The sequence below is a fragment of the Streptomyces sp. CRCS-T-1 genome (assembly GCF_024442335.1).
GTDB classification, from domain to species: domain Bacteria; phylum Actinomycetota; class Actinomycetes; order Streptomycetales; family Streptomycetaceae; genus Streptomyces; species Streptomyces koelreuteriae.
This window is the reverse complement of record NZ_CP101651.1, coordinates 1,599,318-1,611,908: the sequence shown is the minus strand read 5'-3', so window position 1 is coordinate 1,611,908 and position 12,591 is coordinate 1,599,318. Positions and strand designations below refer to the sequence as shown.

At 72.1% G+C, this 12,591-nt stretch carries 11 protein-coding genes; 6 read left to right on the top strand and 5 right to left on the bottom strand.

All coding sequences use genetic code 11. The features are described from left to right. Positions 1–75: 75 nt before the first annotated feature. Together NNW99_RS07135 and mgtA are read left to right on the top strand one after the other, a co-directional pair. A complete protein-coding gene (locus NNW99_RS07135) occupies positions 76–423 on the top strand; it encodes a metalloregulator ArsR/SmtB family transcription factor (RefSeq protein ID WP_215117855.1) in 348 nt (115 codons plus the stop codon). Next, positions 413–2,902 carry a magnesium-translocating P-type ATPase gene (gene mgtA, locus NNW99_RS07130; RefSeq protein ID WP_215117854.1) on the top strand — a complete coding sequence of 830 codons (2,490 nt, stop codon included), beginning with the start codon at positions 413–415 and terminating at the stop codon, positions 2,900–2,902. The genes NNW99_RS07135 and mgtA overlap by 11 nt, the downstream gene beginning before the upstream one ends. Here the strand turns inward: mgtA and NNW99_RS07125 are convergent. After that, positions 2,893–4,428 carry an LCP family protein gene (locus tag NNW99_RS07125; protein ID WP_251057731.1) on the bottom strand — a complete coding sequence of 512 codons (1,536 nt, stop codon included), beginning with the start codon at positions 4,426–4,428 and terminating at the stop codon, positions 2,893–2,895. The two genes, mgtA and NNW99_RS07125, sit on opposite strands and share 10 nt — an antisense overlap. Positions 4,429–4,520: 92 nt before the next feature. Here NNW99_RS07125 and tatA point away from each other — a divergent pair, with 92 nt between their 5' ends. Next, positions 4,521–4,781 (top strand): Sec-independent protein translocase subunit TatA, encoded by a 261-nt coding sequence (gene tatA / locus NNW99_RS07120; RefSeq protein WP_215117852.1) that lies wholly within the window; start codon positions 4,521–4,523, stop codon positions 4,779–4,781. Here the strand turns inward: tatA and NNW99_RS07115 are convergent. The 3 genes from NNW99_RS07115 to NNW99_RS07105 all read right to left on the bottom strand — a co-directional run bounded on the left by NNW99_RS07115 (position 4,738) and on the right by NNW99_RS07105 (position 7,248). Then, complete coding sequence (locus tag NNW99_RS07115; protein ID WP_215117851.1) at positions 4,738–5,982, bottom strand: cytochrome P450; 1,245 nt, start codon at positions 5,980–5,982, stop codon at positions 4,738–4,740. The genes tatA and NNW99_RS07115 overlap by 44 nt on opposite strands. Before the next feature lie 145 nt (positions 5,983–6,127). Further along, a complete protein-coding gene (locus NNW99_RS07110; protein WP_215117850.1) occupies positions 6,128–6,586 on the bottom strand; it encodes a DUF6114 domain-containing protein in 459 nt (152 codons plus the stop codon). Next, a complete protein-coding gene (locus NNW99_RS07105) occupies positions 6,586–7,248 on the bottom strand; it encodes a DUF6230 family protein (RefSeq protein WP_215117849.1) in 663 nt (220 codons plus the stop codon). Before NNW99_RS07105 ends, NNW99_RS07110 begins: the two co-directional genes overlap by 1 nt. A gap of 656 nt (positions 7,249–7,904) precedes the next feature. Between NNW99_RS07105 and NNW99_RS07100 the strand changes: the two genes are divergently transcribed. After that, entirely contained in the window at positions 7,905–8,546 is a 642-nt protein-coding gene (locus tag NNW99_RS07100; protein WP_215117848.1) for a Tat pathway signal sequence domain protein, read from the top strand. A gap of 18 nt (positions 8,547–8,564) precedes the next feature. Here the strand turns inward: NNW99_RS07100 and NNW99_RS07095 are convergent, their stop codons facing one another. Further along, entirely contained in the window at positions 8,565–9,512 is a 948-nt protein-coding gene (locus NNW99_RS07095; RefSeq protein WP_215117847.1) for a lytic polysaccharide monooxygenase, read from the bottom strand. A 363-nt stretch (positions 9,513–9,875) separates the two neighbouring features. Here NNW99_RS07095 and NNW99_RS07090 point away from each other — a divergent pair, with 363 nt between their 5' ends. Together NNW99_RS07090 and NNW99_RS07085 are read left to right on the top strand one after the other, a co-directional pair. Next, positions 9,876–11,675 carry a S8 family serine peptidase gene (locus NNW99_RS07090; protein WP_215117846.1) on the top strand — a complete coding sequence of 600 codons (1,800 nt, stop codon included), beginning with the start codon at positions 9,876–9,878 and terminating at the stop codon, positions 11,673–11,675. Between the two features lie 257 nt (positions 11,676–11,932). Beyond that, on the top strand, positions 11,933–12,580 hold the full coding sequence (locus NNW99_RS07085; protein WP_215117845.1) for a ScbR family autoregulator-binding transcription factor: 648 nt from the start codon (positions 11,933–11,935) through the stop codon (positions 12,578–12,580). The last annotated feature ends 11 nt before the right edge of the window (positions 12,581–12,591 follow it).

Sequence of the window (12,591 nt, the reverse complement as noted above, 5' to 3'; positions counted from 1 at the left end):
GTCCCGCGAGCCGCCTAAACTGGTGCGGCTCGCGGGACGACGGGCGCGACGGACACGACGGAAGGGGCGATCACGGTGGCGGCAGCCGGCAGTGGCTTCGAGGACCCCTCCGCCGATGTGCTCGCCCAGGCCGCCGCGGCCTTCGGGCTGCTGGCCTCGCCCGCCCGGCTGCACATCGTCTGGGCGCTGGCCCAGGGCGAGAGCGACGTGACCGGGCTCGCCGAGCGGGTCGGCGGCGCGCTGCCCGCGGTCAGCCAGCACCTCACCAAGCTGAAGCTGGCCGGCCTCGTCCGCTCCCGCCGCGAGGGCCGCCGGCAGGTCTACTACGTCGACGACCCGGACATCGTCGACGTCGTACGGCTCCTGGTGGACCGGCTCACCGACCGCGCCGCACCGGCGCGCCGCCGGCTCCATGGCCTCTGAGCCCGCCGAGGGCACCACCCTGGAGGTGCTGCGGCGGCTGGAGTCGGGGCCCCGAGGGCTGACCGAGGCCGAGGCCGAGGCGCGGCTGATCGCCTCCGGCGAGAACACGCTGCCGGAGGTGCGCACACCCTCCTGGCCCCTGCGGGCCGTGCGCGCCCTGCGCGACCCCTTCACCGCCGTCCTGCTCTGCCTCGGCCTGGTGTCCGTCGCCATAGCGTCCTGGGGCACCGGGGTGGTCATCCTCGCCCTGGTCGTCGTGAGCTGCGTGCTGCGCGCGACCGGGGAGCACCGGGCCGACCGGTCCATGTCCGCCCTGCGCGAGCTGGTCGCCGGCACCGCCGCGGTACTCCGCCGGGCCGACGGCCGGGAGCCGCCGGAGCCCCGGGAGATACCGGTCGCCGAACTGGTCCCCGGCGATGTGATCCGCCTCGGCCCGGGAGACCTGATCCCGGCCGATGTACGGCTGCTGCGGGCGCGGGGACTCACGGTGCACGAGGCGGCCCTCACCGGGGAGTCGGCGCCGGTGGCCAAGAGGGCGGACGGGACGGGCGAGTCCCTTCTGTGTCTCCAGGGCAGCAGCGTCGCCTCGGGCACCGCCACCGCCGTCGTGGTCGCCACCGGCACCGGGACCCGGTTCGCCGCCGCGCACCGGCAGCCCGCCGCGCGCCGGGAGGGCGGGGCCTTCGACCGGTCCGTGCACGGGATCTCCTGGGTGCTGATCCGGTTCATGCTGCTGACCCCGCCCCTGGTGCTGATGGCCAACGCGGCGCTGCGCGGACGCGGTCTGGAGACCCTGCCCTTCGCCGTCGCGGTCGCCGTCGGTCTGACGCCCGAGATGCTGCCGGTGATCGTCACCACCTGCCTCGCCCGGGGCGCCGCCCTCCTGGCCCGCACCCACGGCGTCATCGTCAAACGGCTGCCCGCGCTGCACGACCTGGGCGCCGTCGACGTGCTGTGCGTCGACAAGACCGGCACCCTCACCCAGGACCGGCCGGTCGTCGCACGCTCCCTCGACCCGGCCGGGCGGGACGACCCGGAGATCCTGCGCTGGGCCGCCGTCGGCGCCTGGTGGACCCTCCAGCTCGCCGAACTGCCCGCCCCCGACGCCCTCGACGAGGCCCTGCTGGAGGCGGCCGGGCCGGTGGGCGAGGAGTACGACGGGGTGGACGCCGTGCCGTTCGACCCGGTACGGCGGATCGCGACGGCGGTGGTACGCGGCTCCCTCGGACGGCACACCGTCGTCGTCACCGGAGCCGTCGAGGCCGTACTGGAGCGCTGCGCGACGGAACCCGGTGAGCGTGACCGGCTGCTGGCGCTTGCCGCCCGGGAGGCGGACACCGGGCTGCGGGTGCTGGCCCTCGCCACGGCCGACCGCCCCGCCGCCGCGAGCCCGCCGACCGACCCCCGGGGCCTCGCCTTCCGGGGCCTGGTGACCTTCCGGGACGCCCTCGCCCCGACCGCCGCCGAAGCCCTGCGCGGCCTGGCCGACCGCGGCGTCACCGTCAAGGTCCTCACCGGCGACCACCCGGCCACCGCGGCCCGGGCCTGCCGGGAACTGGGCCTGGATCTGGGGCGGGTACGGACCGCCGCGGACCTGACGGACGCCGAAGCCGCCGGGACGACCGTGGTCGCCCGCTGCACCCCTCAGGACAAGGCCCGCCTCGTCGCCGCCCTGCGCGCCGCCGGGCACACCGTCGGATTCCTCGGCGACGGCGTGAACGACGTGGCCGCGCTGCGTACCGCCGACGTCTCTCTCGCACCCCGCTGTGCCGTCGGCGTGGCCCGGGAGAGCGCCGATGTCGTCCTCGCCGAGAAGGACCTCACGGCGATCGGCCACGCGGTCACGGCCGGCCGGCACGCGAGCGGCAACATCGCCTCCTACCTGCGCGTCACGCTCTCCTCCAACCTGGGCAACGTCGTCGCCATGCTCGCCGCGGGACTGCTCCTGCCCTTCCTGCCGATGCTCCCGGCCCAGGTGCTCGCGCAGAACCTGTGCTTCGACGCCGCCCAGCTCGCCTTCGCCCACGACCGTCCCGGCGCGGCGGCGCTGCGCGGCCCGGCCGTGCTGCGGCCGCGCTCCTTCCTGCGGTTCGTCACCGGCTTCGGCCTGCTCAACGCGCTCGCCGACCTCGCCACCTTCGCCGTCCTCGCCCTCGCGCTCGACGGCCCCGACGCCGTCGACGACGAGGCCGTGTTCCACTCCGCCTGGTTCACCGAGAACCTGCTCACCCAGGCCCTGGTGATGCTGCTCCTGCGCAGCGGCCGGGGCGTCGAGGGGAGCCGTGTGCCGGGCCCGGTCGGGCTGGCGGCGGCCGGTCTCGCCGCCGTCGGACTGCTGCTGCCGCCGAGCCCCCTCGGCAGCGCCCTCGGCATGACGGTCCTGCCCGCCGCCTACTACCTGCTGCCCGCCGTGGTGCTCGGCCTGTACGCCCTGGCCCTGACGGCGGCCAGGGCCCGGCTCCGGCGGCGTCAGCCGTAGGTGAGGTCCGAGCAGGGATCGTCGTCCGCCGAACGGGCCCCGTCGGCGACCTCGGACGGCAAGGAGGTCGGAGCCGGGGACGCCGACGCCGTCGCTGACGGGTCGTCGGCGTACGACTGCCCCAGTACGACGCTGATCCCGCTGCCGGTCACCGACCGGAGCTCGGCGCCGGGGAAGGCCGCCGCGACGGTCCGCGCCCGGTCCTCCAGGCCCGGGCCGTACTCGACCAGCGTGGCCGTGTGGTCCTGCTCGGACGCCGTCGCCGTATCCGTGACGGTGAAGCCGTCCGCGGTGAGGGACTCGGCGGCGCGGGCGGCCAGACCGGGGACGGCGGTGCCGTTGTAGACGGCGACCTCGATGCCGTCACCGGAGACCGGCGCGGGGGACGAGGAAGCGGAGGGAGACGCCGCCGGGGCGGGGGAATCCGACGATCCGGTCTGCTTTCCGCCGGCGTCCTGGCCGTCGATCGTGCGGTCGGCCTTGAGCGCGGCCCACAGGGCGTCGGCGTCCGGCTGCACGATCGCCACCCGGGAACCCTCGTAGCGCCAGGGCAGGGTGACGAACTTCGTGTTGTGCAGGTCGATGTCCTTCAGGGACATCGCGAAGGAGATCAGCTTGTCGGCGGAGCCGAGGCCAGGGTCGACGGTCAGGGACTCGGTGGCGGCGTCGGCCAGCGGCAACAGCCGCGTCGGGGTGAGGCCCTTGCTCTTCACCTCCTTCAGCAGACCGGCCACGAACGCCTGCTGCCGCTTGATCCGGCCGATGTCACTGCCGTCGCCCATGCCGTGCCGGATCCGGACGTAGTCCAGCGCCCGCTGTCCCGACACGCTCTGCTCGCCCCGGTGGAACAGCAGCTTGCCGGGGGCGGTGAGATGCGGGTTCAGGTCGTTCTCGTACACGTCCTTCGGCAGGCACACCCCTACGCCGCCCACCACCTCCGTCAGCCGTGCGAAACCCTTGAAGTCGACGACGACGGTGTGGTCGACGCGCAGTCCGGTGAGGTGCTCGACCGTGTTCTGGGTGCAGGCGGGGTTGCCCTCGGGGGTCTGCCCGACCGAGTACGCGGCGTTGAACATCGTGTCCGGCCGCGCCTTCGTCCAGCCGCCGTCGGGCAGTTTGCAGGACGGGACGGTGACCAGGGTGTCGCGCGGGATGGAGACGGCGAGCGCGTGCTGGTGGTCGGCGTAGACGTGCAGCAGGAACGCGGTGTCGGAGCGGCCCACGTCGTCCTTCTCGCCGCCGCCCAGCGCGCTGTTGCCGCCGGTGCGCGTGTCGGAGCCGATGACCAGGATGTTCTCGCCCTTCGACGAGCCGGCCCCGGGGCGGTCGTCGGAGAGGCCGCCGGAGTCGAAGGTGCTGATGTTGCCGTCCAGCTTCAGATACAGCCAGCCTGCACCGCCCGCGGCGAGCACCAGCAGGGCCAGGCCGACCAGGAGGGCGACGCGTGGGCCCCGGCGGCGGCGACCGCGCCGACGCCTCTGGTCCCGGGACGCGACCCGGTGCCGTGGTGGCTCTGTCCTGCGCATGCTGCTGACCGTCATCGGCGTCCGCTCGCCTCTCGCCCGGGGGTTGTACAGTTGCGCAATGTAGCAACTGTTGAAGAGAGGGAGGGCATGACGTGCTGCGCAACGGACTGGAGCCCTGGCATCTGCTGATCGTGGCGATCGTCGTGATCGTCCTGTTCGGCTCGAAGAAGCTGCCGGACACGGCGCGTTCACTCGGCCGCTCGATGCGGATCCTGAAGAGCGAGGCGAAGGCGATGAAGGAGGAGGGCGCCGGGGGACCGGCCTCCGCGGAGCCGGACACCCGTGATCCGGCACCCTCCGAGGGGTCCGTCAGCCCGTCAGGACCGGCAGCGTCCGATGGCCGTGCGAGATGAACGAGTCCACCGGCCGCAGCTCCCCGGCCGGTGCGGCCAGGGTGAGGCCGGGGAACCGCTCGAACAGGGCCGGCAGGGCCACGCGCGCCTCCAGCCGGCCGAGCGGGGCGCCGAGACAGTGGTGGACGCCGTAGCCGAAGGCCAGATGGTCCTTCGCGGCACGGGTCACGTCGAAGACGGCGGCGTCCGGGCCGTGGAGCTGCGGGTCGCGTCCGGCGGCGGCGTACGCGGCGAGGATCGCCTCGCCCTGGCGGATCACCGCGCCGTCCGGGCCGCCCAGTTCACCGAGGGGCAGATCCTCGACGGCGTACCGCAGCGGCAGGCTGGCCACCGGTGCCTCGGCCCGCAGGGTCTCCTCGATCACATCGTCCCAGGAGGCCCGCCCGTCGCGGACGTGCGCGAGCTGCCCGGGGTGGGTGAGCAGCGCGTGGACGGCGTTGTCGAGCAGGTTGACCGTCGTCTCGTGACCGGCGCTGATCATCAGCATCAGCGTGTCGAGCAGCTCCTGCTCGCTGAGCCGCGTGCCGCTCTCCTCCTCGTGGGCCGCGATCAGCGCGGAGGTGAGGTCGTCGCCGGGCGCCGCGCGTTTCACGGCGACGAGTTCGCCGAGGACGGCGTAGAACCGGGCGTAGATGTCGGCGACCTCGGCGGCGTCGGCCGAGGTGTAGAAGACGCCGTCCACCACGACCCGCAGTTCGTCCCCCAGCTCCTCGGGCAGCCCGAGGAGTTCGCCGATGACCTGGATGGGCAGCGGGTAGCAGAACTCCTCCCGCAGATCGGCCGCGTGGCCGTCGGCCCCCGCCTTGGCGACCCGGTCGAGCAGCGCGCCGGTGATCTCCTCGATCCGTGGCCGCAGCGCGTTGGTGCGGCGGCCGGTGAACGCCTTGGAGACCAGGGCGCGCAATCGTTTGTGCTCGGTGCTGTAGGCCGTGAACATGCTTCGCACCGCGACCCAGGTGTACAGCGGCCAGTCCGGTGAGACCTCGCCGTCGGTCCAGCGCTGCCAGTGCCGGCGCGGGTCCTTCGACACCCGCGGGTCGGTGAGCAGCCGTTTCAGAAGCGGGGTGCTGCTGACCGCCCAGGCCGGGACACCGTGGGGGAGTTCGACGGGGGTGACGGGTCCGCGCTCGCGGATCCGGGTCGCCTCGCCGTGGATGTCGCGGCCGGTCGGGTCGATCACAATCGGGTGGGTCTGATCCATCGGACTCTCCCTGGGCTGACGGCTGTTGCGCGCCGCGCGCCCGCCGCGTGGGCGAATGCGTGGCCCGCCCAGCCAAGTGGCCGCGGCCGGGCGATGTCAGGGGATGCGGAAGCACTGGCCTGAGAAGAGAGTCACGGGGCCTGATTCAGACGGTCTGGCCGGCCTCCCGCTCCAGGGGCGCTGCCAGGGCCCGCTCGGCCTCGGCGGCCTTCCTGCGCTGCCGCCGGCTGACGCGCGGCTCCTGGTCCGGAAGCCAGCCGAAGGTGAGGCAGCTTCCGACGATGCCCAGGAGCATGCCCACGAAGAAGCCGCCCAGGTTCGAGGTCATCCAGGTGCCCAGGGAGACCAGGACCCCGATGACCGAGTAGAACAGGCGCTGGGCGGGGTTGAAGAGGATCAGCACACCGCACAGCAGCATCACGGTCGGAAGCAGATAGCCGGCGAGCCCCTGCATGCCGACGTGCAGGATGACGTCCAGCGACGCCTTCAGGGTGAGCAGGACCTCCGCCCCGCCCAGGGTGAGCAGCAGCCCGCCCCAGAAGGGACGGCCCGCCCGCCACCGGCGGAAGGCGGGCCGGACCTTTCCGCGTGAGCCGCCGGGCATCAGCAGCCCGACCCGCTGAAGCCCAGCTTCAGCCCGGGCAGCTTGAACACACCGGCTGTCGTGGCGTAGTTGGTCTGCCGCAAGTTCTTGATGCGCACGGTGTCGGACTGCTGGCTGAACACGCCGATCGGCCCGCGGCCCAGCTCCCCGGCCTTGTTGAGCTTGCTGGCGTCGTTGCCGATCTCGATGTTGGTGAAGGCCGCGTCGCCCGAGAGCTGGGTGGAGTCGGTGGTCAGATCGGTGGCCCGGACCTTCTGCGCGCCCTCACCCGCCCGGATGACCAGGTTGGTGCCGCCCAGGTCCACGCTCTGGCACAGCTTGGTGAGCGTCGCGTCCTTGATCACGGAGGTGACGACCAGCACCTGGCCGCCGGTCTCACCGGCGTTGGGGCTGCCCTCGGCCATCTCGTCCAGACCGCCGAACTGGGCGAAGCCGTTGCCCTTCAGCTCCGTCGCGGTGACCGTGAAGGGCATGCCGGAGATGGCGAACTGCACACCCAGCGCCCCCTCCGCGGTGAGGACCGCGAGGCTCGCGGCGACCAAGGTGGCCGGCACCGCCATCACCGCGGCCCGGCGTGCGCGGACCCGGCCGCGGCGCGCGGGGGCGTCGGCGACGGCGGTGCCGTCCGGTCTTTCGGGGGTGTGCTCGGCGGAGGAGGTCATGTCTGCTCCAGGTGCGTGTCGGTGCGGATCGGGACTTCGGTGGCACGTTGCCCTGGCGCGGACACCGACCGCGTACGCACGTCCTCCCGCAACTCCCGTCGGTTGCAAGGGCTTTCTCGTTACGCCGCAGTAGCCGAGTCGGAAGTTACCGGGGGTTACATCAAGGGTCAAGGGAAGTGTGAACAAAGAGTGTGGAATGTGCGCCGGATGTGAGTCAACGGCGTTCGGAAACTCTCAGGCAGCGCACAACTCCCTTGTCATGCCTTGACGTTGACTCACCGGTAGGTCTACAACTCTCCTCGTCTCACCGGATCCGTGGCGCCGGATCCGCCGCGCGGCACCGTTCGCGCGCCCCGGACCGCCCCTCCAGAACGGGCGTCCCGGACGGGCATCCCGCCGCCCGGTGTGTCCGCACGGGCTTTCCATCGCCCGAGTCCACCCCTCCACGGCACGGCCGCTTCCTCTGGAGCCGCGCCACCAGCCACCCCCCGCCCGGCCCGGCCGGAGCCGCGCCCCCCGTGCGTGCCTCCGGCCGGTGACCGGACTGCCGTCGCCGGTCCGTCACGTACGGAGAAGGCGTGACGGACCGGTGGCGGCGGACGCCGACGCGCGTCCCCCGCCCCCTCACCCCCCGCTTCTGAAAGAGGTACACCCGCATGCGCATGCGCACCCTGCTCTCCCTCACCGCCGCCGTCGCCGCCCTGGGCCTCGCCGCCCCCGCCTCCGCGGCCGACACCCCCGTCCTGACCACGACCGACGGCGCGGCCGTCGCGGTCGGCGACGTCCTCGACGCGTCCCTGGCGAGCGGCACCGCCGCCACCTTCTACTCCAGCGCGACCGGCACCAGCGGCATCTCGTGCACCTCGTCGGCGTTCTCCGCCAAGGTCACCGACAACCCGGCCGCCCCGGGCACCGCCACCGAGTCCCTCGCCTCGCACACCTTCGACACCAGCGGCTGTACCACCAACGTCGTCGGCTCGCTCGGCGTCAGCGGCATCACCGTCGACAACCTGCCCTACACCACCAGCGTGTCCTCCGACGGCACCGTCTCCGTGACCCCGGGCGCGAGCTCCGCCATCCAGTCCACCGTCAAGCTGCGCACCCTGCTGGGCAGCATCACCTGCGTCTACCAGGCACCGAGCCTGACCGGCACCGCGAGCAACGCCGACCACAGCATCTCCTTCACCAACCAGCAGTTCACGAAGGTCTCCGGTTCGTCGCTCTGCTTCAGCAACGCCTTCTTCACCGCCAAGTACGCCCCGGTGACGACGGGCGGCGTGGCCATCAACGTCAACTGAGCTGCCAGGAAGGTTCGTTCAGCGTCGCCGTAGTCGTACGGCCAGGGCGGCGCCGCCGGTGAGCAACAGCACCGCCGCGGCGCCGCCCGCCAGCATGGGCGTGGACGGGCCCGAGCCGGGGCCGGAGGTGGCGGCGACCGGGGTGTGCTCGTCCTGGGGCTGCTGCTGCTGCGGCTGCTGGGGCGTCTGCGGGGCGGCGGAGTTCTCCGCCGGGTCCTGCTTCTGCTCCTGCTCTTTCTTCTCCTTCTCTTTCTCCTTCTCCTCTTCCTCTGCCTCCGTCTTCTCGCTCTCCTTCTGCTCCTTCTCCTCCGGAGACGCCGCCGCCTTCTCCGGGAACACCACGTCCGAGCACGAGTAATAGGTGTCCGGCGTACTGCTGTTCTGCCACACCGTGTACAGCACGTGCCGCCCGGTCCGGTCGGACGGCAGGGTCGCCTTCATGCGGTAGGCGCCGTCCGTCAGGGCCGGGTCCGTCACCTCCGCGAACGGCTTCTCGGGCAGGTCGGACCAGGACAGCGGCCCGGCCGGGTCGTAGCCGGGCTTCGTCAGGTACATCCGGAACGTGCCTGTGTGCGGGATCGTCGAGACGTAGCGCATGGTCAGCGTCGCGCCGGGCGTCATCCGGGTCGACGGCCAGTCGGCGCGGGCGAGGTCGAGGCCCCGGTAGGCCGGCAGCCCCCCGCTGCACAGCTTCCCGTCGGGGACGACCTGCCGGTCACGGCCGTTCACGTTCGCGATCCGCAGGTTGTCCCAGGCCGTGAAGGGCGCGCCGTTCGCGGCGACGGCCGCGCGGCACGCCGCCGAGCCGGCGCGCTCGCCGCCCTCGGGGGAGCAGGCCACCACCCGGCTCACCGGATCCGTCGGCGCGCCGTGCGCCCCCGCGGGGCCGGCGGCCCACAGCGGCAGCAGCAGCGGAGTCACGAGGGCGGCCGCGAGTGCGGTGCGGTGTGCGGTCGTACGAGGCATCCCTCTGCGTCTCCTCGGCCGGGGCGGCAACGGTCGGTAGTGCAGTACGGGAAAGCCTCCTGGCGCGTTCACCACGCATGGTGTGTTCGAAAAGAGGCCATTCGCGCCAACTGCCCTCCATAGAGGGTGGGTTCCCGGCCGGATCGAGGGTTTCCCCCGTATCCCGATGACCTTCCCTTTGCCTATCGTTCGACCACAGCCGAGCACAGCCGACCTACAGGTAACCCCGAACGGGTCCGCTCGTCTTCTCGCGCCTGGCCGGCCATCGCGTCGCTTTTCGAACCACCCCCCTCCGCTTCGAGGACGAAGCGAGTCCGCTGCCGCTCCGCCCAGCCCGGAGTCCGGCCACGAAAGGCAACGACCGTGCGTACCTCCCCAGAGCTCAGACGGAAGCTGATATCCGTCGCCGTCGTCTCCGCCGCGCTGCTGACCGCCGCCCCCGCCTCGGTCGCCGTCGCCCAGGAGTCCGCCCCGGGCCCCGCCGCCGTCCCCACCGCGCAGACCGAGGCCGCCCCCGGCGCCACGGCCGAGCGCCTCATCGTCGGTTACAAGTCCGGCGCCACCGAGGCCAAGTCGAACAAGGCCGCTGAGGCCGACGCCGAGGCCAAGGCCGAGAAGACCGGCGAGGACGTCGACTTCCAGCGCCGCCTCGGCACCGGTGCCGCCCTCGTCGACCTGGGCGCCGACACCACCCGCGCGTCCGTCGCCGATGTCGTCGCCCAGTACCAGGCCGACCCGCAGGTCGCCTACGTCGTTCCAGACCGTCTGAACAAGCCGACGGCCGTCACCCCGAACGACACCGACTACAGCAAGCAGTGGGACCTGTTCGAGTCCACCGCGGGCATGAACGTCCCGGCCGCCTGGGACACCACCACCGGCAGCGGTGTGACCGTCGCCGTCATCGACACCGGCTATGTCACCCACTCCGACCTGGCCGCGAACATCGTCGGCGGCTACGACTTCATCTCCGACACCGCCGTCTCCGTCGACGGCAACGGCCGTGACAGCAACCCGGCCGACCCGGGCGACTGGTACAACGCCAATGAGTGCGGCACGGGCATCCCGGCCTCCACCTCCTCCTGGCACGGCACCCACGTGGCCGGCACCATCGCCGCCGCCACCCACAATGGCAAGGGCATCGCCGGCATCGCCTACGGCGCGAAGATCTCCCCGGTCCGCGTCCTCGGCAAGTGCGGCGGCTACGACTCCGACATCATCGACGCCATCACCTGGGCGTCGGGCGGCACCGTCTCCGGTGTGCCCGCCAACACCAACGTCGCCAAGGTCATCAACATGAGCCTCGGCGGGGGCGGCGCCTGCTCCACCGCCACGCAGAGCGCCATCACCGGCGCCGTGAACCGCGGCACCTCGGTCGTCGTCGCGGCCGGCAACGAGAACCAGAACGTCTCCAACTCCTCCCCGGCGAACTGCAACAACGTCATCTCCGTCGCCGCGACCAACCGCGCGGGCAGCCGTGCCTCGTACTCCAACTTCGGCTCGCTGGTGGACATCTCCGCCCCCGGTGGCGAGACCCGCACCTCCTCCGCCAACGGCATCCTGTCGACGCTGAACTCCGGCACGAAGACGCCGTCGAGCGAGAACTACGCCGCCTACCAGGGCACCAGCATGGCCACCCCGCACGTCGCGGGCCTCGCCGCGCTGCTGAAGTCGGCGAACTCCGCCCTCACCCCGGCGCAGATCGAGTCGGCCATCAAGGCCAATGCCCGCGCCCTGCCCGGCACCTGCTCCGGCGGCTGCGGCGCCGGCCTCGCGGACGCCGCCAAGACGGTCCAGGCCGTCAAGGGCGGTACGTCCACCGGCACGACCTTCTCCAGCACCACCGCGGTCGCCGTCCCGGACAACGGCGCGGCGATCGAGTCGCCGATCAGCGTCACCGGCCGCAGCGGCAACGCCCCCTCGGCCCTCCAGGTCGGCGTCGACATCACCCACACCTACCGCGGCGACCTCGTCATCGACCTCGTCGCGCCGGACGGTTCGACGTACCGCCTGAAGTCCGCCGCCTCGGACTCCGCCGACGACGTGCGGACCACCTACACGGTGAACGCGTCCAGCGAGACCGCCAACGGCACCTGGAAGCTGCGCGTCCAGGACACCTCGGCGCAGGACACGGGCACGCTCAACAACTGGAAGCTGACCTTCTGATTCGCGCTCACCAGCGGGCGGGTCGACCGGTGCGGATGGGGCACCGGCCGGCCCGCCTTTACGTCTGCCCGCACAACCCCCACAGTCAGATACCGAACGCGCTGTTTTGTTTCACCGGGCGCGGTTGTTTTGCCGGATGTGCACCCGCACTCCGGCACACTGGGGTGGTGAGCGCCGTCTGAGGGTGAGTTATCGTGTACGAGGGGTAAAAACAAACGGCATGACCCGTTCATTTCCGTCCCGGGAGAGTTCAGCCGATGGCGAGGCAGTTGCGAGCCGAGCAGACCCGCTCGACGATCATCACGGCAGCCGCTGACCTGTTCGACCGTCGCGGCTACGAATCGACCAGTCTCAGCGACATCGTGGAGCACGCTCAGGTCACCAAGGGTGCCCTGTACTTCCACTTCGCGGCGAAGGAGGATCTCGCCCACGCGATCCTCGAACTCCAGTCGCACACCGCCCGCAGACTGGCGACGGAGACCGACAGCCGCGGCCACACCTCACTGGAGGCGCTGATGCGCCTCACGTTCGGCATCACCCGCATGTCCGTCGAGGACCCGGTCCTGCGGGCCGGACTGCGGCTCGCCACGGGTGGGATCGAGCCGCGGCCGCCGCTGAGCCACCCCTTCACGGAGTGGCTGGACATCGTCACGAACCGGCTCGTCGGCGCCGTCAAGGAATCCGACGTCCACCCGGACATCGACGTCGATGTCGTGGCCCACTCCCTGGTCTGCTTCTTCGTCGGCACCCGCGTCGTGGGCCGCTCCCGCGAGCCCGTCGCGCGGCAGCCCCGCAGGACCGCCGAGATGTGGAACATACTCATCCGCAGCCTGGTCCCGGTGACGCGCCGCGCCCGCTATCTGAGTCTGGCGGCCCGGCTGGAGCGGGAGATCGCGCCGGTCTGACCGGTGCGACC

Coding starts and splice junctions, on each gene's coding strand:
- NNW99_RS07115 (WP_215117851.1), bottom strand. CDS start 5,982: ATGGATCAGACCCACCCGATTGTGATCGACCCGACCGGCCGCGACATC.
- NNW99_RS07085 (WP_215117845.1), top strand. CDS start 11,933: ATGGCGAGGCAGTTGCGAGCCGAGCAGACCCGCTCGACGATCATCACG.
- NNW99_RS07100 (WP_215117848.1), top strand. CDS start 7,905: ATGCGCATGCGCACCCTGCTCTCCCTCACCGCCGCCGTCGCCGCCCTG.
- NNW99_RS07125 (WP_251057731.1), bottom strand. CDS start 4,428: ATGCGCAGGACAGAGCCACCACGGCACCGGGTCGCGTCCCGGGACCAG.
- mgtA (WP_215117854.1), top strand. CDS start 413: ATGGCCTCTGAGCCCGCCGAGGGCACCACCCTGGAGGTGCTGCGGCGG.
- NNW99_RS07095 (WP_215117847.1), bottom strand. CDS start 9,512: ATGCCTCGTACGACCGCACACCGCACCGCACTCGCGGCCGCCCTCGTG.
- NNW99_RS07105 (WP_215117849.1), bottom strand. CDS start 7,248: ATGACCTCCTCCGCCGAGCACACCCCCGAAAGACCGGACGGCACCGCC.
- NNW99_RS07110 (WP_215117850.1), bottom strand. CDS start 6,586: ATGCCCGGCGGCTCACGCGGAAAGGTCCGGCCCGCCTTCCGCCGGTGG.